The following is a 19,861-nucleotide window of genomic DNA, read 5'->3' as shown; positions in this document are numbered from 1 at the left end:
GAGAATGAGCTTTGAAGTAATACCTGCAGTTGACATGAAGGGAGGTAAATGCGTCCAGCTTGTCCAGGGCGTTCCGGGAAGTGAGATGGTATCCCTTGATGATCCTGTGGAAGTCGCCCTTGACTGGGTATCACAGGGAGCGAAGACACTCCACCTTATCGACCTTGATGGTGCAATAGAGGGAACACGTACAAATGCACCCATCATCAGGAACATCGTGGAAGAATGCAAGCCTAAAGGCATCTACATCCAGGTAGGAGGAGGAATACGTTCCTTCGAGGATGCTGCAGCACTCCTTGAGATCGGTGTTGACAGGGTCATACTCAGCACTGCAGCATTGAAGGACCCCGAACTTATCAGCAGGCTTTCCAGTGAATTCGGAAGCGATCGCATCAATGTTGCCCTGGATTCAAAGAACGGTAAGATATCCATTGAAGGATGGACCAAAGAATCCGATCATACAGCGGTCGAGATGGGATCACTCTTTGAAGAAAAGGGAGCAGGAAGCATACTATTCACCAATATCGACACAGAAGGTCTTTTGAGCGGAGTAGATCCCAGACCCACAGAAGAACTTGTCAAAGCTGTGACCATACCTGTCATCGCATCCGGGGGCGTCACAACACTGGATGATATCATCACGCTGAAGAACACAGGAGCAAGTGGCGTTGTAGTAGGAAGTGCCCTCTACAAGAAAAAGTTCACATTGACGGAAGCAATAAATACCATCACTGATGAAGTTTAAGTACATACCGGCAAGGGGAACACTATGAGAAATGCAAAGATCGAACGAAAAACGAAAGAAACAGACATTCGGATGGAACTTGACCTGGATGGTACAGGATCTGCAAAGATCGATACCGGGATCGGTTTCTTTGACCACATGCTCAATTCCTTTGCTAGACACGGAGGCTTTGATCTGGTGATCGATGCGACCGGCGATCTGATAGTCGATGAGCACCACCTCATAGAGGATACGGCCATCGTCCTGGGACAGGCAATTGCACAGGCCGTCGGTGATAAGAACGGCATCGCAAGGTTCGGTGAAGCACGCATACCCATGGATGAAGCCCTGGCAGATGTAGTCCTTGACATTGGAGGCCGCAGCTACCTTGTGATGAACGCTGAGTTTGGATCACCACGTGTTGGTGAGATGAACACACAGCTGGTCAGGCATTTCTTCGAATCTTTGACAGAGAATGCAAGGATGAACCTCCACGCAACTGTTACAGGCTTTAATGACCACCACAAGATCGAGGCACTTTTCAAGGCCTTTGCCTATGCACTTCGCCGTGCAGTAAAGATCGAAGGCGAGGGGATCAAAAGTACAAAAGGCGTGCTCTAAGTTCGATCACAAGATAACATATCCAGGTAAGCCTGAATAACAGATGCTTACCGGAACTTTTCTTTTAACCTGTTGTAGAACTCCTGCTCGATACCATCGGACCTTCTGGAAAGTCTTTCCACAATGAGCTCCGGAGTGCTTTTTGCCACGTAATTATACCTCGGAGTTCTCTCCACGACAAGATTGAGATCACTATCCAGTCCACTTGCCTCAATTCCATCGACCCGCACGGGACAGTCCGCGTTCTCAAGGATCAATTCTGCAAGGTGGGACACGAAGACGGACATACTATTGCTATTCTCTGAAAGCATCTCAAGTATACCACCTATTATCTTTGCAGAAGCACCTGGCTCGGTGATCGATTCCAGTTCATCTGCCAGTACGATCTTCGGCGAATTGTTGGCAACAACTGAGAAATCAATAAGGGTTGTTTCGAATGCACCTGCATCCAGCGTTCCCTTTGATTTCCCGAAATAATAGAAACCTTCCGTCAGACCGATCTCAAGACACTTTGCAGGTGTCGGGAAGCCCATATGTGCTAGGATCACGCATTGTGCCACTAGCTCAAGCATGGATGTCTTACCACCGGAATTGACACCACTCAACAATATGACACGACTATTGTTCCCATCGGGATCACGGCTTGTCCTGCCAACCGAATAATCAATAGGTACTACCGAACCGTGTCTTGTTTTTATGAAAAGGTTACTGGCCTCCTCAAAGGCAATTCCGGAACCTTCTATCAACTCAGGCATCTGAAGCCCGAATTCCCGGGCAAAACAGCCGATCGAAAAGCCAACATCAAAATCCAATGCCTCACGAACCATCTTTTGTACAATATCGCGATAGCCGGAAAGTGCCTTCGCAATATTTCGTTTATGCTGTACCTTCTTCCTCTGTATCTGGTTGGATATCTGCTGCTTAAAAGAATAAAGCTGTTCATATCGTACTTCCAGAGGATGGGAGATCTCATCCGGGAAAAATGATTCCAGAAGCAATAGCTCAGCCTTCTCAAGACAAAGCTCTTCAGCTATCCTCTGCTTTGCTTCCTTCACAACATTGTTATAGGAATGATATAGCTCCTTTTCAAGAAGGTCCTTGATCTCCATCTTGCCATTCATGACCTTCAGCATATCCTGGCCACTAAGAGTTAGCCTGCTTTGCTCAAGACAGGTGTCAAGTGCTGAGTTTGCAGCCGATATTGCTGCAGATACACAACCATCAACATGTTCGGATATTCGAACAAGTCGATCAATAGCATCATCTGAACCTGCTCTTACATCCCCTTTGCTGTCGATCAGGGAAAGACTTCTCTTTAGTTCGTCAAGATCCTCGCCCTCAATTTCTTCCAGAAAGCTGATACCTGATGAACGAAGCATCTGCGTCATGAGAATGGTGCTTTCAAGGGATGAGAGGTTCTTTGCAAAAAATGCGATCTCTAACTCAGGAACCATGCTCCACATCTCGACCTTCCGTATATCGTGGATGAACTCCGGATCAATGTCCTCAGGAAGATCGAACAGCATGCACTTCTCATCTGCAGCCACCACATGAGAATAGCCTCTTGCAGTGTCAACAAATTCCCCGGCACCCTTCACAAGCTGGACATCCATCAGGTCGCCATAGACATCCTTTGCAGCCTCGTACTGTTTGCTATCTGTGGTCAGTACCGCACGGTCACGTATCTTTGGTACAGTATATTTACGATCAAGGGTCTTTATGCACGACAACAGTGATATCAGATCCTTATTCTCACCCATGATGGAGGCAGTTTCCATATATCCTGCTGTGGCCCTGCGGACCGCCTCGATCTTATCCCTCCTGCTTTCAGGATACGGGATGTAGACATGGAGCTTGTCCTTTGCGTAGCTTGTATGGCTGAACTGCTTGATAATATCAAGAAGGCGCTCATAGATATCAATACCCTCTTTTGTCTTCAGGAAATCATTCATTGTTACCCCTTCGAACTGTGCCCGAACTTCATGGACCAGGGAAATAGCATACCGCTGCCCAACCCCTTCCACTTCGGAGATACCTGCAATATCCCCACCCAGAATAGCTTCAAGAGCTGCATCTTCACTACCAAAGTGTTCCTCGAACCTCTTTGCCATTTTCTCCCCTATACGCGGGATATCCTTTAGCCCATCCATCATTTCACCTTACAGCCCGTATATCATGCAAAACTGTCAAGCCTGCAGCTTGCTATACCTCTTTCTACCTTGTAGCGGTCCCTCTTTGCCATCCTGCTCATGGAAGCTGAGCTCTTTGGCTGCATTTTCTTCGCAAGACCGATATTTCGGCGCGAATCGATCATCTGGGAATCATAATAGATATCCCATAGCTCATCAACATCATCCGTACCTGATTGAGTCCTTAAGCTCTCAACGAAAGCTGCTGTGAGCTTTGCAAAACGGTCAAGTCCCAGGAGATCGCCGTTTCCAACCCATGCAATAGTTCTCACCAGCACAGCAACAGGAACATCCGGGTTCTTCCTTGAAAGCCACCTGCAGAACAGCTCCCCGATGTCATGGGGAGAATCTATCTCAACTGTCAGTATCCCGCCTTTGAACTCTGGTCGTGCGAACATGCATAGTCTTTCATAGGCCCTCGATACATCACGCATATAATTGTAGTACTTTTTTGCCAATTTACTCTTGCCGGAATAAAGCTGATCGGTGTCTCCATTGCATGAGATCACCAAATGCACAAGTTCGACCGGATCACAATCACGGTGCCTCAGAAGGAGGTCCAGATAGCGTATAGGCGCGGGATCGAAACGTGCCATTCTTGACCTTCTTTTTCCAAAGATCTCTTTTGAAAGACCTTCTATTCCACCACAGGGAGTGAAACCTAATCGCTTTACTTCTTCCCCATAAAATGAAAAACCAAGTTTTCGATCAAGCTCCCCCAGGCTCTTTGCGAATGTAAGCTCCGCTTCCGGGCATTCCTTTAAGCAGGAGCATGCAAGCAGAACACCATCTACGGTTGGTTTAAAGGCTATTATCATGAACATGCCCCCAGGAAAGATGAAAGGTTAGACTGTCCGGAACCATTTATTGATATGTAGGGACGGGCATGGGTTACAACAACGCCCATCCGGGCAAGTTCCTGTTCGGAAGCTATAGGACGGGAATGCATGATCCTGTTCGCGCTTATCGGTCCGATACCGGGAACCAGAAGCAATTCAGGAAGATCTGCGGAATTAACGTCCACAGGGAAACGATCAGGTTGTGATTGGGCAAGCATCACTTTCGGGTCTGCATTTCCAAGGAACCCTTCTTCATCATAGACATCATCAAAATCATCTGCCCTCAGCCCGTAATCTTTTAACAGGAAAGACATTTGATACAACCTCTGTTCGCGCCATTTCGGAGAGGGAGTTCCATCCTCCAGCGGAGTATCAGGGACAGGGTCGAAGCTCATAAAATAGGGCCTCCTAAGCTCATATTTATCCATGAACCTGTCAACTGTCCTCACGATCTCCTTATCTGATTCGGACACAGCCCCTACTACGAACTGGGTATCGTTAGCTCCCACAAGCCTGCCCATTCCCCCATATTCTTTCCTTTTTTCATGTATGAGGTCCTTTGTCCACTTCAACCTCTGGAGAACATCGTTCTTGTAATCGAAATTCGGGCATATCTCAGAGTAGTTCACTGAATTGGTTGTTTCAGCATTGACACCGAACTTATTGGCATGTTCGGCTATCTGTTCAAGTAAATATTTAGGGGTGCCTGGCATCACACGGATGTTGATATAGCCTTTGAATCCCTGACATCTCAAAAGCTCAACAACTTCCAGTTGTTTCTGTGAAGTCTGCTCAGCATCACCCATAATTCCAGAAGAAAGGAACAAACCCTCGATAGCATTCCTTCTGTAGAAGGACCAGGTGATCTTTGCGATCTCCTCAGGTTCAAGTGTTGCCCTCATGGTATCACGTTCACACCGGTTAGGACAATATGCACATTCGCCTGCACAGGAATTAGATAGCAATGTCTTGTACAGCTGTATGCATCTTCCATCGGGACCGAACGCATGACATACTGCACTCTGGTTGCAGCTGTCATATTTAGTTCCTGAGGAGAGCAATTGCATTCTCTCAGATAATGTCAGATGTGGTTCGTTCCTTCTTTCCGCGATCATCAGATGATAGATTGCAGCGTATCTATATAATCAACTGCCAAGCGGAGTGAAAGTATTCTCAAGAAAAAAAGAGTTGATCATTTCTTGACGTGTATGTCAAGCTTGATCTTTGTAACAGGTTCGAGTTTCTTCCATTCTATTGTTGTATCCTCATCAATAATACAGTTCTGAACGGATTTGTCCGAGAACTCACCATTTATCTCATAAACATAAAGCCCTTCATCGCCGTCTGTTGAAACAATAACTTCCCTGTCACCCTTCTTCTGGACCTTGATAGCCGCAACACCACGAAGAGCATCGAGCAGGCTTGTGCCTTTTTCAACTTCTATTGTTTTCGTAGGTGCAAAAACGTTCATAGCAAGATAGATGTTCTCCCTGTTAGGCTTCAGTACATGGGTCTTTCCGAAGATCTTCCGCTCAACAAGGTCAGCCTCTTCAAGTATCTTAACATGTTTTGCAGCCACCGGTACAGAAATATCCAGTTCTCTTGCAAGTTCAGATATGTGGCGTTCCCCTTCATCAAGAAGCTCAAGCATCCTGATACGTGTATCGCTCCCAAGGGCATGGAATACTTTATTATCTATCTGACTCATAATTGTAAAGGGGGTTTGCTTATATATAAATCTGTTGTTACGCTGTTAACAGTCAAATGAATTATATTGTCTAAAGCGGGAAATCTCACTTAACACCCATCATTTTCAGAGCATTCAAACTTCTGAGAACATCCTCTTCACACTTATTTTCGATAACTTTGATCGCTTTGCATTTCTTAAGAAAATCGGAAAATGACACGAAATCAATATTCCCGTTCCCAATAAAAAAATGATCATCAACATCGCCATGATTATCATGTAGATGGAAGTGTGAAATTAAATCGCCCATTGATTCCAGAAAGTCATTAAGATTGCCCGATGTATTCGCATGACCCACATCAAATGTAAATCCATTATCCCCAAGATCAATACCCGGATCCCTGAAAATGAAACAATCCCATTTTGGCATATTCTCAATACAGATACGAACACCCGTATTCGCAGAGATCTCACTAAGTTCAGCAACCGATTTTTCAAATGCCTTTTGTGCATTCACCATATCAACAGGATATGAAAAATATCCGGGATGCACTACAAGGATATCGGAATCCAGGTCATTGCAGATATCAGCCATCTGTTTAACAACACTGAGAGATGCAAGCCTGATGGGTTCCCGAAGACTGGAAAGGTTCAGATCAGTACTCGGAGCATGGACCGTATACTTCAGATCGTAGGAAAATGCAAGTTCTCTCCCCTCACGAAAGAGGTCATGCATTCCTTCTGAGAAGATTTCAGCACAATCAGACATCTGCTCTATTTTTTCCAGTGCTTCTGTAAGAGGAAGTTCATAAAATGCAAAAGATGATACACCTATCATATTACCAGTTCTTCCCCCTCATTGAAAATAAATGAATTTCATTACAAATTTCAAAGAGAATAAGATACAAATGGCCAAAGCAATCAAATTGATCTCAACTGCCAAGTTCCAGCCACCTCAAAAAAGTTGATGAGGACACAGTATCACCAAGTCCAACTGTTGATAGCGGACTATCACATATTATAGTAGGCAGGATGCATACCGAAAATCCCCTATATTCACCGCATAAACCTCCCTCAAACCCTTCACCATGAACAAGATCCTTCAATCTATTCAACTGAATGGTCCCTTCTTTACTCCTCCCCAGACCCTTTACTGAACCTTCAAGCTGTGATCTTTCAGGCAGCTTCCCTGATGCTGCAAAGGCTGCAGCACATTTCACACCGAAATCCATACTCCGGATCTCACGGTTTGGGGTTGAGGACCCTTCCCTGAACACGCTCATAATGAAATCACGGGTATGCACGACCATTTTCTTAAGGCCTGTTGATGAAACACATCTGACACAGGCATCCGTGATCGCACAGGCATCCATTTTTCGGATCATCTCAGAAGGAACGCCATGAAGTTCAGTTAGCATTACCAGTTCATCCTCATTCATACCAATGCTGTCCACGGTATCGGAAAGCCCGGAGAAGATGGAAACTCCCATGTCCATGCTCATGAAGTGACCCAGCTCAACATGAACCGGCATATCAGGATTAAGTGCTTTCCATTCCTTAATTTGTGAATGGGCCTTTTCAAAACGCTCAATGTATCCGGAGCCATCAGGATAGGAACTCTGCAACTGGTTGAAACCGGAAATAATGGCTCCATCCATCTCAGTCACATGCTCAAGGCCATATTCCTCGAATTCAGGGGTGATAGTAAGTTCCGTATTGATCGGATCGTAGGAGGCAATGAATCGGTTCTCCCTGGGCACGATAACCTCGGTCCCCAGGACATTGAACTTTGTTCCACGACTGAAATCAAAAACAAAATGGATGACCTCCTTTGAAGATGTGGAGGACGTTGGTTTGAAAGCTGATGAAGAGGAGGTTACAGAATCTCCTGCAAAGATAATGTTACCCCCGGACATCAACGGTCTTATACCAGCTATATCGCCAACAGCGTTCATGACAACCTCATCTGCACCCATATGGGACATGACATTTGCCATTATTCCCATATTACCTCCAAGTCTGATCTCGCTCTTCTCATAATAGCGATCTTTCAGGAAACTGAAAACATCATCGGAATAAATGAACCATTCCCCGCCTGTACCCTTTTGCATATAAAGCACCAGTCCTGCCACAAGATCAGAAAGAGATCTTACTTCACCTGGTGCATCACATAGCTTCTCGCGAAGTCCGCCCTTATCCACCATGAGAATGAGAGCAGATATCTCCTCTTTCGTCATCTGATACACAGCATCGATGTTAACATTGTATCCACAAAGGACCTTCATGAAATCCCTCACTTAAGCTTTGAAAGAAATCCAACAAAAGAGGTTGCTGAGATAGCATCTCCTATACCTACGGTTGCAACGGGTTCACTTACCACCTTTGTCGGGACAATGATCGCATCATACCATGGAGTGCATATGCACCCGTTCTCAAAATCTTCCATACTGGACATTCCACTTCTTACAAGGTGTTTCTCAAGCTTTTCAAGTTCCCTGTGACCTTCCTCGGACACAGGAACCTTAAGACCTGACTCCGTACTTTCCAAAGAAAGGATCTCACCCAGGGATGCCTTTGCGGCTGCAACTGTTGATCCGAACAACAGGGCATTGCGGTGGTCCTCAACGGATACAGGGCAGTCCTTCGATACAAGACAGATGTAAAAACCGAGGGAATGGATGTGCACCCTTTCAAGATCAAGATCTCTCAGGAGCTTCACCGCACCCTCGTAAAGGGAAATGATAGCGTTCTCACCCTTATTGATGACAGAATAGGCCAGTTCCTCAAAACCAAGGACGTTCAGTGCATTGGCAACCTCAACGGTGTCAAGTCCCAGGGAATGCACATGCTTCCGGACGATATGGTTGAGTATTGCCGTCCTGATCACCTTGTTTTGTATTGAGGTAAATTCCACATGTATTCGGATGTCAGGATTGCCCTCCTTGAGTTCTTCGATGACATTCACGGCCTTGTCAACATAATCCATGTAGGTAGAACCGTCCTCATACTCCTCCTTGATCATCTGGTAGCCTGCCAGTATGGCACCGTCAATGTCCGCTTTCAACTGGGGTATCTTTTCGTAGATCTCGGGGGCCATATCAATACGTATCCACTTTGGCCGGGAAGAAATGATAAGGCGGTTATCCCTTGGAATGATAAAGTGCTCACCTGCGAACTTCACCTCCATCCCCTTTGAGAATTCCAGGATCCAGTTGACCTTTGGCTTATTCTCAGGATCATACGCCTCTTTAGGATTTTTGAGCAAAAGTACCTCATCCTCCACAACAGGGAACAACAGATTATCAGAATCAACAAAGTATTCTGCCTGCTCCTCAGAAAGCCAGGGTACATAGGTAATGACCTTCCCGATTCCCATGGATGCTAGCAGGTTGGAGATTATGCCCGCCTGCCCGCCCATTCTTGCAGAATCAAAGACCAGATGGTCCGTGAGCCAGTCGTGAATGTCGGTAGTGTTCGTCGGCACTTCGGCGGCCTTCCCGTCACGCATAGCGATGATGAGCCTTGCAACAAGATCTGATGGAGAATCTATCTGGCGCGGATACTCGAATACCTTCTCCCTAACCTCAGAGATATCCACATTCATCAACAGATGCTCAATATCCTCGGATCCTATGTGTTTGATAGCATCGATATTGCTGTTGTATGCAACAAATATCCCCCTGACATTTCCAATAGAAGAACGAATGTCCTCATAGGACTTATGATAAATTGAATCCCACTCCCAAATTTCCATAAGATCACCTTTCAGATACGAAAAGCAGTACCTAATGTTTACGTTGTATATTCTGCATTGATCCTCACATAATCATATGTAAGGTCACAGCCCCATGCTGTTGCAAAGGATTCTCCCAGATTAAGGTCCACCCTGATTATCACCTCCGGGCTACCCATGATAGAGGCCAGCCTGTTCAGCAGTTCACTATCCTCTGAAATGATCTTGCCATTATCAACCAGAACTGCAGAATCCGAACCATTGGAAAATGCAAGAGAGATCTTATTCTGATCCACATCCGCGCCTGAGTAGCCGGCTGCTGCCACGACCCTTCCCCAATTGGGATCTTTTCCGAAAACTGCGGATTTCACAAGAGGAGATCTCACAATGGCTTTTGCAACAAGTCTGGCATCTTCCACAGAAATTGCTCCCCTGACATCTGCCTCTATCAGCCTTGTAGCACCTTCTCCATCTTTTGCGATCTGCTTTGCAAGGTCAGTGAGCACATGCTCAAGGCCCTGCTGGAACTCCTCGGGATCAGGTCTTACTTCTGAAGCGCCCGTAGCAGTAAGCAATACCATATCATTGGTACTGGTATCACCATCCACCACTACCATATTGAAGGTCTTGTCCACAGCCTTTTTCAGGCAACTGTCAAGAACATCACTATCTACCTCGGCATCCGTATAGATGAAACCGAGCATTGTTCCCATGTTAGGCTCGATCATCCCCGACCCTTTGGCAATACCTCCAATGCAGACACCACAGCTCAGCTCAACAGCTGCCATCTTAGGAAATGTATCCGTCGTCATGATAGCACGTGCTGCCTTACTGTTAGCCTGAGGCGATGAGGAAAGCGAATCCACAACCTCATCGATGTTGTCATTTATCCAGCCAACATCAAGTTTACGTCCAATAACACCTGTGGATGCCACACCAATAAGATCACTGTCAACCCCAAGTTTCCTGGCAAGGATAGCTGCCATCTCCCTAGCATCGGCCATACCCTGCTCACCAGTGAAAGCATTTGCATTTCCACTGTTGGCTATTATCGCTGCAAGTTTCCCGTTCTTCCTGAGAACCTCGCGCGTCACGATCAGAGGAGCAGCTATCACTTTGTTCCTTGTGAAAACACCTGCAGCATTGCCCTCAGCAGCGATGACCGCAAGTCCCATCTTACCCGGTTTGATACCGTAAGAACGAACACCTTTTACAGTACATATTCCGCCATCTATAGCTTTCATTCAAACCACTTTAAATTCCTGCAAGACCACGGATAATATCTCCGCGTGTAATAATACCTATAAGTTCACTGCCATCGAGTACAGGAAGTCTGTTGACCTTATGTTTTGTCATTAACCTGGAAGCATCTTCAACTGAACTTTCCGGACCAATACTGAAAACATCCTTCTCCATGATCTCACGGATAGGTTTTGAGCCCACATCAGAAAGCATCCTCTTTGTATCTTCCCAGCTGATAAGCTCACGTATTGGTATCTCTATGACCTCGAACGGACTTGGAAGCCAGAGGCCGCCATGCTCAGGAACTTCCAGAAGCTTTAACAGGTCACCTTCCGAGACTATACCCATGACCTTACCTTCAGATACAACAGGAACTCCGCTTATGTTCTCTTTCTTCAGCAACTGAGCAACACTGCTGATAGGGTCTTCAGGACTACAAACAATGACATTGCTACTCATTATATCCTTTACTTTCATGATCCGATCTCCTTTCTTAGTTTATGGTGAAGTTGCCGGTGCCCAGATGCCTGTGGTCTCATCAAGACCGCACATGACATTCATATTCTGGATCGCCTGCCCTGAAGCACCTTTTACAAGATTGTCTATCGCTGATATTACAACGATACGTCCATTATTAGCATCTACCTCAAATCCGATGTCACAGAAGTTTGAACCCCTTACCGCACCAAGAGAGGGAATATCATCCAATACCCTGACAAATGGCTTGTCCTTATAGAACTCAGTGTAAATATCCCTGATATCCTCCGATGAGAGTTCATCATTCACAAAAAGATGAGCTGTTGTCAGTATACCACGGATCGATGGAACAACGTGTGGAGTAAAACTCACATTTGTCAGGTTGCTGTCCAGGCGGTTCAGTTCCTGGAAGATCTCGGCTCTGTGCCTGTGGGTTGTCAGTTTGTATGCCTGCACGTTCTCTGCCATATTCGGATAGTGGGATGCCGGTGTTGGATTGATACCTGCACCTGTGATCCCTGATTTGGAATCGAATATCGCCATTTTCAAGATCCCGGCATCAGCAAGCGGTGCTGCTGAAAGAGTTGCTCCTGTGGGATAGCAGCCGGGATTTGCGATGAATGACTGATCCTTTATCTCAGGGTGGAGTTCCACAAGACCAAAGACCGCGTCCCTTGGGTCTGCATGTTCCATACCATAGACCTGCTCGAAAATATCGGCCTTCAGACGATAATCAGCACTCAGGTCAATTACCTTCACATCGTTGTCGATAAGTTCAGGAACTATGTTCATCGCAGTTCCGTGAGGAACCGCCACAAATACAACATCACAACGCTCTTTGATCTCTTCGGGAGCCAGGTCTTCGAACTTAATGTCGACAAAACCACGCAGGTGCCTATGAGTATCGCTCACAGCTTCCCCGGACAAACGGCGGGAGGTTGCTGCTTCAATGTTAACGTTCGGATGGTTCAAAAGCAGGCGCATCAGTTCGCCGCCGGTGTAACCGGAGGCACCGACAATTCCTGCGTTGATCATATCGGTCATGCATTTATGTATAGTTCCAAGATTAATTAAGGTTGTTATTTTTGTATAATTATGATCTGATAATTACCACCGAACATGCAGTTATTCGGCACATGATTTATCTGCTTTTGAGCTTATTAAAATATACAAGAAACATATGCCTAAAGAGGAAATCATTATAAAGTTTGGATATAAACATATTAATTGTTTTTTGGGCACAGGTCTCAAAAAATAGATGAAGATAGAACCGTTCAGGCATGAACAAAAGAAATAACGTACCTGCTGGTGTGTAGCAAAACATATCATATTGAGAATAAATGCCCCAGAAGAACAAAACTCCCACTGATATTCAAATTGTCATAGCACTTGTAGTATTAACCTGCATATTCATAATGGTCCCCGCTTTGAGCAACACACCAATAAGGACTATCCTTGGGCTTCCAATGGTATTGTTCTTACCAGGATACTCATTGATAGCAGCACTGTTTCCAGCCAGGGATGACCTTGACGGGATCGAGAGATTAGCACTTAGTTTTGGTCTGAGCATTGCAGTTGTTCCCCTCATAGGTCTTGTGCTCAACTACACCCCGTGGGGAATTAGACTTCTCCCCATACTGATATCGCTTTCAGCCTTTACCCTAATGATGTGTGTGGTAGCGGTTTACAGGAGAAATTTCCTGCCTGAAGGTGATGAGTTCAGTGTGCCCTTTTACTCAGCATATGTTTCAATAAAGGAGGAGATCTTAAAGAAACCTGACAGCAGGCTTGACAGGATCCTGACAATCCTGTTGGTGATATCAATACTGGCTTCAATAGTAACTCTTGCCTACGTAGTTGTTACACCAAAAGAGGGCGAAAAGTTCACAGAATTCTACATCCTTGGACCCGGAGGAATGGCTGACGACTATCCCTCAGAACTAAGGCTTGGTCAAAATGGCACCGTTATCATTGGTGTTGTAAACCATGAATATGCAGATAGTGAATACTCCATCGATCTGATACTTGATGATAGTTCACAGCTAATGGATCGGGAATTATCTCAAATTACCCTCTCACACAACGAAACATGGGAAAAGGAAGTAACGTTCACACCAGGGTCTGCAGGTGACAATATGAAACTGGAATTCCTGCTCTACAAGGATAACGATATGACAAAACCATACAGGGAACTCCATTTATGGATAGATGTAATGGAGATTTGAAATGGAAACAGAAACTGAAGTTGAGGATATAGTTGTTGAAAATGGATTCTTTGATAAAAAGGAGACATTAAACAAATTCCAAATAGACCTTCTTGTTGTAGCCATCCCTTCCGTAATAGTAATAATCGGAGAGATGTTATTATTTGCCGGCCTGACAAAACTCACTTTATGGACACATTTGACCCTGCTGATAACTTTGACTTTTTCTACGATTATATTCAATGACAGAAAACAGCAGCACATAATCTATGCGTTCATTCTACTGTCCCTGTTAAGGATACTCAACATGTCAATGCCAGTTTTCTTTGAAACGACACTTTATTCCTTAGTATTCAATTATGTGCCATTGACAATTCCAATATATGTTCTTGTTAAGGGCCAAAATCTTACACTATCGGATTTTGGAATTAACAGAAATATAAGATATTATGATCTTCCACTTATCCTGATAGCAAGCATTGTAATTGCAGCAGGGGAATTCCTTATACTCAGACCAAATAACCTTATACCTGACCTGTCACTACAAAACTTGATAAAGTTAACTATTGTAATGATACTTTATGTAGGGTTGATAGAAGAACTTATATTCAGACCAATATTACAAACATGGCTTGAAGAAATAGTAGGCAAATATCAGGGATTAATCCTTGCAGCTATAATTTTTGCAGTTATGCATTCCGGATATGGTACACCATATGAAATCTTCTTTGCCGGGTTTGCTGGACTTATAATTGGAACTATATACTTAATAAGAAGAAATCTGATACTTGTGGCCCTGACAAATGGATGCACAAACATAATGCTTTTTGGAATAATGCCTCAAATGTTAGCTCCGGAACTACAAACATCAGATATTCTCGGAGAAAGTAGCAAGATTATACTTGGATCAATATTAGCGATAATATCGATAGTTTCAATCGGCTACATTAAATTAAAAAGAAAAAATAGATCTGAAAAAATCATTTAAAAAAAATATAAATTTAGTTTCAATTAATAATCAGAAAGATTTAAAACTAAATTTCATTAACTCTTTAAATAACCACAAATTTCAAGAAAGGGAGAGAAAAATGCTAACAGGTATAACTTCAGATACCAGCCTTGTATCATCCACTGTAGTTGTGATGATGAATCAAATCGGATTACCTGAATATGATGTACTGACAGTTATTGTACTTATAGTTCTCTTGTCCGCAAAAGAGATCATATCCGCATCTAGCTACTGGAATAAATCGTTAGCAACCTCTCTTGACATGGGAATATTCACACTTCTTGTGGTCTTTGCAAGCATTGTGATCTTCAAGATTTCCGAAATAATCTAAAATTGTAGGTCTACTCAACATTGGTGTAATTTAATATTTGTATCCTCCAATTCAACTACTATGGAGGATAAAGAGCTCATCCAATTTGCATTAGGACTTTCAAGCACTTGGTACGTAAAAGACATTAATCATAATCATTATAAAAAGAGAATAGATATTGCCTCTGTAGAAATCCTTTTCTCTAAATTCAGCTAAGCTACTACAATTTTTATGTTAAGAAGTTCCCCGGACAAGACAAAACACTGGATTCACATTATTTTTTGAAGCATTGATAGTTGCTATGTCTAAAGAAATGAGTGTTTCTTCAATTGCTGAATTGGTCAACATTAATGAAAATTCGTTCTGGATAATTTTATCTCATTATGTTGAAGAAGCAAGAGCAAAGATGGATCAATCTGGACTTGATACTATAGGAGTAGACGAAATATCTGTTAAAAAGGTCACAGATATGTGACTTTATTCTATGATCTAAATCAATCAAGAGAAATTCATATTGAAAATGGGAAGAAAAGAAGTGTCATCAAGAACTTCAGGAAATTTATTTCCAGACAGGTTAATCCTGATAACATACGGCATATATCAATAGATATGTATCCTGCTTTTAAAAGTGGGGCAAGAGAATATTTCCCAAACGCTAAGATCGTTTACGATAAGTTCCATATTGTCAAAACGATGAATGATGCGATTGATAGGGTTCGAAGGAAGGAATATCAAACAAATAAATATCTGGGTAAAACGAGATTTATGTGGTTAAAATCCTGAAGATCTATCGGATCGAGAAATAGCTAAGATACAATCGATCAAAGATCTGGATACTAAAACAACAAAAGCTTATAGATTTAAGCTTGGGTTTCAACGTTTGTGGGAAATCAAAAATGTAGAAGTAACAAGGGAGTAACTCGATAAATGGCATTATTGGGGAACACATAGCAACATAAAGGAAATTATCACATTAGCTAAAATGATAAAAAGAAAGTCTCATGGGATAATAGAGTCAATTAAACAAATATCAGTAATGGTGTTGTTGAAGGATTGAACAACAAAATCAAAACTGCTTTTAAGAGATCATATGGCTTAAAGACTGAGAAGTGTAGGAACACAATGATATTCTTGATGGCAGGTAAACTCAGTTTACCCACACGATGTTAAAGAGATCCAAAGTGAGTTCATTAGTATTGAAGTTCAGAAGATATCGAAAATTCTGCCCAGATTATAAAATAGATATTAAATCTCCAGAACGATTTATGAAGCTTAACTTACATTATGAGAAGGCATAATTAAAACAAAGGAGATAAAATGAGCATTACTAAGACAATATATCTTGCAGCACCACTTTTCTCAGAAGCTGAACAGGAATTTAATAAGAAGCTGGAAAATGCACTGGAAGGCCTTGGATTCTCGGTATTTGTCCCTCAGGAAGACTCCAATGACACAGAAGCGGCAAGAGAGGAGATGGACTCTGACAATATCTTCAAATTGAACGTTGAGGCTATCGATGCCTGTGACATACTGGTGGCTGTTCTTGATGGTGGTACAGATGTGGATTCAGGAACTGCCTGGGAAATAGGATACGCCTATGCAAAGGATAAGACAATAGTGGGTATCAAAACTGATTTCAGAACACTGGGACCGGAAGGCCTTGTGAATCTTATGATCGAAGAATCTGCTAACGAGATTGTGACCAGTGTCAGAGACCTTCTGAGAACAATGGAAAAATACAGTTAAGAGGAACTCAGATCCTCTTCACTTACAACATTAATTGAACTTTTCTTCTTCAACATCCCCACGTGGGACGATCTCTTTGAATATCTGCCCTTCGAACCAATATATCTGTGCACCTGTGAGCCAGGCATCATGTGGAAGACCTGCCTTCAGGCAAGTGTGGTTCAAAAAATCGATGGCATCAAAATCATTTTCAGGTGCTACCTGTGGAAGAAGCAGGCCCTGATAGAACCCCTCCTTAGCAATAAGACCATGTCTTCCGATCTCAATAACCTCAGGTAGCTTTTGAGGAGGCACATCGATAAGTTCAGGTTGCGTAAGGATCGTAACCTCAACGACAATATCATCCATCTCTGAAATGTCCACAGCAGGGAAACGCGGGTCCCTTGTCGCAGCCGAAATGGCAGAATCAATGATCGCCTCGGTTAAAGGTGAATCCGGATAGGGATGACCTATGCAACCCCTTAGTTCACCATCTACTGTCAGCGTCACAAAGACACCACGCAATTCATCGAACACTTCCGGCAGACCGGAAGCATGCATCTTCTTTCCGCTTTCAAGGAACATCTCGATTGTGTCCCTTGCAAGCCCGACTGCTTTTTTACCTTCAGAACCACTGAGCATATTCAACCCCCCGCATCATATTCATTCAGTTTCACGATATCTCTTTGCAGCTAATTTTAAGGCCTCTATGCCAGGCAATGCATCTCCTGCAAGGAAATCTATGCATGCCCCTCCACCGGTGCTTATATGGGAGAAATTGTCCTCATAGCCTATATTGCGTACCTCGGCAGTAATGTGCCCACCGCCGGCAATGGAATAACCGGCATTTGCTGCAGCTTTTATGATCTCGGTGGTACCGATCTCAAATCCCTCGATCTCCGAAACGCCTGCTGGGCCGTTCAGGACAACGGTTTTTGCATTCTCGATCTCACTTGCATATGCAACGATGGTCTCAAGACCAATATCATTTATCGGAAGGTTCTTTGAAGCTACCTCTTCGATCTTGACATCGATTCTTTTTCCATTGTCGTTAAGTGCGGCATCACGTGGCAGGCCGATCTTTCCGTCAAATCTTGTAAGGACATCCTTTGCCCTTTCGATCTGGTCAAGATAGCCCTGGGATTCAATGAACTTCATATTTGGCTCCCCGATATCAACTCCTGAGGCCGCAAGCATGACGTTTGCCACAACACCTGTGACAAGCACCCTGTCAGCACCTCCACTTGAGAGAACATTCTCTGCAACCTTTATGGAATCATCAACCTTTGCGCCACCGAGTACGAATATGCAGGGAGATTCATTGCCTTTCAGGCTCTTTTCAAGAGCTTTGACCTCACGCTCCATCAAACGTCCTGCACCACTGGGGAGCAAGCCTGTAAAACCAACGATAGAAAGTTGTGAACGGTGAGACACTGCAAAAGCATCATTAAGGAAAATATCAAAAAGAGGAGCAAGTTGTTTTACCATGTGAGTACCCTGATGTTCTTTCACGGGTCTTTTAAGGGTTTCTTCTGAGTAGAAACGCACATTCTCAAGCAGGAGCACATCACCTTTTTTCATTGAAGATATGCTTGACCTTGCATACGTGCCAAAGATGTCATCAATGTAAGTAACCTTGCGACCAAGGTAGCCGGACATTATTCGGGCATGTTCCTCCATGGTAGAAAAATCGTTCTTTCCCGGACGGCTCTGATGGGCAAGAAGGACAACTTTTGCATCCTCCAGATCCCTTAGAGTGGGAATATGGCTATTGATCCTCATGTCGTCAAGGATACCTCCCTCAGGGTCCATGGGGGAGTTCAGGTCCACCCTCACCAGAATTGTTCTGTCCTCAATGTCAAAATCATCGATCGTGAGAAAATCTTTAGCAGTCAAGGTATTCATCACCATTATCACAAATTGAATTAGTTTGATAATTTATTTAAATATGAATGAATGCGATGCAGGACACTATATGCAATTATATATTTATCTATATCCATCTGAAAATTGTTCGGATATCACAAACCCATTATTGATAGCAGGCCATCAACGTCCAGATTGTTTTCAATAAGCTCGACCATGCGACCAAGTTTATGCTCTTTCCTGAACCTTGCACGTCCAATAAGACCCTCCATCCTGCCTATTGTGGACATGGTATCACCGCGAACAAGGATCACAGGTATCCCCGCCTCATCGGCACTTCCAAGTACTGCAGCACTTGGCTGGAGATTCCCGGTAAGCACAAGACCTTTCACACGTGCTTCAATGGCAGCCATCTGGATATCCGAACGATCGCCACCGGTTATGACGATCGAGTCAGGAGTGCGTCTGAAATACTTGATAGCTGAATTGACCTCCATCGCACCCACAAGGTAGTGTTCCACAAGATCTTCAAGGTGCTCTGAACCTGCAAGCACCTCTGCATGGAGATCTTCCACGATCTCGGAGATAGGAACTGACCGAAGCGTCGAATCCTTTGGAAGAACACCAATTACCTTGATGCCTTTGTCCTCAAGGAAAGGTACGACAAGCTCACATACATAGGACATCTGACCCTCATCGACCTCATTAAGGATAATGCCCGCAAGCATATCAGGATCGTGTATCAGCTCAATATCACATAGTATTCGATCCACAGCATAGACGGAATCATAGCGTGTTACCAGAAGCATCTTTGTCCCGAGTATCGAGCTGACCTCCGGATCAGAAAGGCCATACATAGCACCTCCTCCAATTCCACCGGTCCCTTCGATGAGAACAACGTCCCTGTCCTTTGAAACCTCAGAGAAGGCATCGACGAGAGCCTTATCTAAATGTTTGTCAACACCTGCAAGAGCATCATGTGCGAGGTTATCGGTCAGCAATATAGGAGTGATATTTTTTGGATCATCCTCCAGATCGAAGACCCTGCGCATCTGTTCCGCATCCTCATCAGAGAGGACGCCGTTGACATCCACAAGCATATTGCCAATAGGTTTCATGTAGCCCACAGAATACCCTTTATTCCGAAGGATCATACCGAGTCCCGTACAAAGGGAACTTTTACCCGAATATTTTTCAGAGGAACTTATCAATATAGAAGCCACAGTAACCACCTT

Annotated in this window: 19 protein-coding genes and 1 pseudogene; 7 read left to right on the top strand and 13 right to left on the bottom strand. The window is 44.0% G+C overall.

Annotated elements, in window-relative coordinates; all coding sequences use genetic code 11:
• Positions 1 to 4: 4 nt before the first annotated feature.
• Complete coding sequence (gene hisA / locus ACR3I3_RS04905) at positions 5 to 745, top strand: 1-(5-phosphoribosyl)-5-[(5-phosphoribosylamino)methylideneamino]imidazole-4-carboxamide isomerase (RefSeq protein ID WP_440953444.1); 741 nt, start codon at positions 5 to 7, stop codon at positions 743 to 745.
• Between the two features lie 24 nt (positions 746 to 769).
• Entirely contained in the window at positions 770 to 1,345 is a 576-nt protein-coding gene (hisB, locus tag ACR3I3_RS04900) for an imidazoleglycerol-phosphate dehydratase HisB (protein WP_440953443.1), read from the top strand.
• A 47-nt stretch (positions 1,346 to 1,392) separates the two neighbouring features.
• Here hisB and ACR3I3_RS04895 read toward each other — a convergent pair whose 3' ends face one another.
• From ACR3I3_RS04895 to argC, 10 genes are all read right to left on the bottom strand, one after another.
• The gene (locus ACR3I3_RS04895) at positions 1,393 to 3,498 is read right to left on the bottom strand and encodes a helix-hairpin-helix domain-containing protein (RefSeq protein ID WP_440953442.1); all 2,106 of its coding nucleotides are present in this window, start codon (positions 3,496 to 3,498) and stop codon (positions 1,393 to 1,395) included.
• 20 nt (positions 3,499 to 3,518) lie between these two features.
• Positions 3,519 to 4,358, bottom strand: a complete 840-nt coding sequence (locus ACR3I3_RS04890; protein WP_440953441.1) for a DUF4130 domain-containing protein — start codon at positions 4,356 to 4,358, stop codon at positions 3,519 to 3,521.
• On the bottom strand, positions 4,349 to 5,488 hold the full coding sequence (locus tag ACR3I3_RS04885) for a radical SAM protein (RefSeq protein WP_440953440.1): 1,140 nt from the start codon (positions 5,486 to 5,488) through the stop codon (positions 4,349 to 4,351). Before ACR3I3_RS04885 ends, ACR3I3_RS04890 begins: the two co-directional genes overlap by 10 nt.
• A 77-nt stretch (positions 5,489 to 5,565) precedes the next feature.
• A complete protein-coding gene (locus tag ACR3I3_RS04880) occupies positions 5,566 to 6,081 on the bottom strand; it encodes a helix-turn-helix domain-containing protein (RefSeq protein WP_440953439.1) in 516 nt (171 codons plus the stop codon).
• A gap of 85 nt (positions 6,082 to 6,166) precedes the next feature.
• Positions 6,167 to 6,898 carry a sugar phosphate isomerase/epimerase family protein gene (locus ACR3I3_RS04875; protein ID WP_440953438.1) on the bottom strand — a complete coding sequence of 244 codons (732 nt, stop codon included), beginning with the start codon at positions 6,896 to 6,898 and terminating at the stop codon, positions 6,167 to 6,169.
• Positions 6,899 to 6,992: 94 nt separating this feature from the next.
• Complete coding sequence (locus tag ACR3I3_RS04870; protein WP_440953437.1) at positions 6,993 to 8,345, bottom strand: ADP-dependent glucokinase/phosphofructokinase; 1,353 nt, start codon at positions 8,343 to 8,345, stop codon at positions 6,993 to 6,995.
• 8 nt (positions 8,346 to 8,353) lie between these two features.
• Positions 8,354 to 9,814 (bottom strand): ADP-specific phosphofructokinase, encoded by a 1,461-nt coding sequence (gene pfkC / locus ACR3I3_RS04865; RefSeq protein WP_440953436.1) that lies wholly within the window; start codon positions 9,812 to 9,814, stop codon positions 8,354 to 8,356.
• 38 nt (positions 9,815 to 9,852) lie between these two features.
• Positions 9,853 to 11,037: a bifunctional ornithine acetyltransferase/N-acetylglutamate synthase gene (gene argJ, locus ACR3I3_RS04860; RefSeq protein WP_440953435.1), complete on the bottom strand. Its 1,185-nt coding sequence runs from the start codon at positions 11,035 to 11,037 to the stop codon at positions 9,853 to 9,855.
• A gap of 10 nt (positions 11,038 to 11,047) precedes the next feature.
• The gene (locus ACR3I3_RS04855) at positions 11,048 to 11,512 is read right to left on the bottom strand and encodes a CBS domain-containing protein (protein WP_440953434.1); all 465 of its coding nucleotides are present in this window, start codon (positions 11,510 to 11,512) and stop codon (positions 11,048 to 11,050) included.
• 21 nt (positions 11,513 to 11,533) lie between these two features.
• Positions 11,534 to 12,547 carry an N-acetyl-gamma-glutamyl-phosphate reductase gene (argC, locus tag ACR3I3_RS04850; protein ID WP_440953748.1) on the bottom strand — a complete coding sequence of 338 codons (1,014 nt, stop codon included), beginning with the start codon at positions 12,545 to 12,547 and terminating at the stop codon, positions 11,534 to 11,536.
• A 305-nt stretch (positions 12,548 to 12,852) separates the two neighbouring features.
• Between argC and ACR3I3_RS04845 the strand changes: the two genes are divergently transcribed.
• The 5 genes and pseudogenes from ACR3I3_RS04845 to ACR3I3_RS04825 all read left to right on the top strand — a co-directional run bounded on the left by ACR3I3_RS04845 (position 12,853) and on the right by ACR3I3_RS04825 (position 16,781).
• Positions 12,853 to 13,737 (top strand): DUF1616 domain-containing protein, encoded by an 885-nt coding sequence (locus ACR3I3_RS04845; protein ID WP_440953433.1) that lies wholly within the window; start codon positions 12,853 to 12,855, stop codon positions 13,735 to 13,737.
• Position 13,738: 1 nt separating this feature from the next.
• Positions 13,739 to 14,704, top strand: a complete 966-nt coding sequence (locus tag ACR3I3_RS04840; protein WP_440953432.1) for a lysostaphin resistance A-like protein — start codon at positions 13,739 to 13,741, stop codon at positions 14,702 to 14,704.
• Positions 14,705 to 14,804: 100 nt separating this feature from the next.
• A complete protein-coding gene (locus ACR3I3_RS04835; RefSeq protein WP_440953431.1) occupies positions 14,805 to 15,056 on the top strand; it encodes a hypothetical protein in 252 nt (83 codons plus the stop codon).
• Between the two features lie 60 nt (positions 15,057 to 15,116).
• A pseudogene (locus tag ACR3I3_RS04830) lies at positions 15,117 to 16,205 on the top strand (ISL3 family transposase).
• Between the two features lie 147 nt (positions 16,206 to 16,352).
• On the top strand, positions 16,353 to 16,781 hold the full coding sequence (locus tag ACR3I3_RS04825; protein WP_440953430.1) for a nucleoside 2-deoxyribosyltransferase: 429 nt from the start codon (positions 16,353 to 16,355) through the stop codon (positions 16,779 to 16,781).
• Positions 16,782 to 16,811: 30 nt separating this feature from the next.
• Here ACR3I3_RS04825 and ACR3I3_RS04820 read toward each other — a convergent pair whose 3' ends face one another.
• The 3 genes from ACR3I3_RS04820 to ACR3I3_RS04810 form a co-directional block, all read right to left on the bottom strand.
• Entirely contained in the window at positions 16,812 to 17,402 is a 591-nt protein-coding gene (locus ACR3I3_RS04820) for a TIGR00296 family protein (protein WP_440953429.1), read from the bottom strand.
• A gap of 21 nt (positions 17,403 to 17,423) precedes the next feature.
• Positions 17,424 to 18,668 (bottom strand): phosphoglycerate kinase, encoded by a 1,245-nt coding sequence (locus ACR3I3_RS04815; protein ID WP_440953747.1) that lies wholly within the window; start codon positions 18,666 to 18,668, stop codon positions 17,424 to 17,426.
• Positions 18,669 to 18,781: 113 nt separating this feature from the next.
• Positions 18,782 to 19,849 (bottom strand): phosphotransacetylase family protein, encoded by a 1,068-nt coding sequence (locus tag ACR3I3_RS04810; RefSeq protein WP_440953428.1) that lies wholly within the window; start codon positions 19,847 to 19,849, stop codon positions 18,782 to 18,784.
• Positions 19,850 to 19,861: the final 12 nt, after the last annotated feature.

Source organism: Methanococcoides mangrovi, assembly GCF_052057775.1.
GTDB lineage: Archaea > Halobacteriota > Methanosarcinia > Methanosarcinales > Methanosarcinaceae > Methanococcoides.
This window is presented reverse-complemented; position numbering and strand designations above follow the sequence as displayed.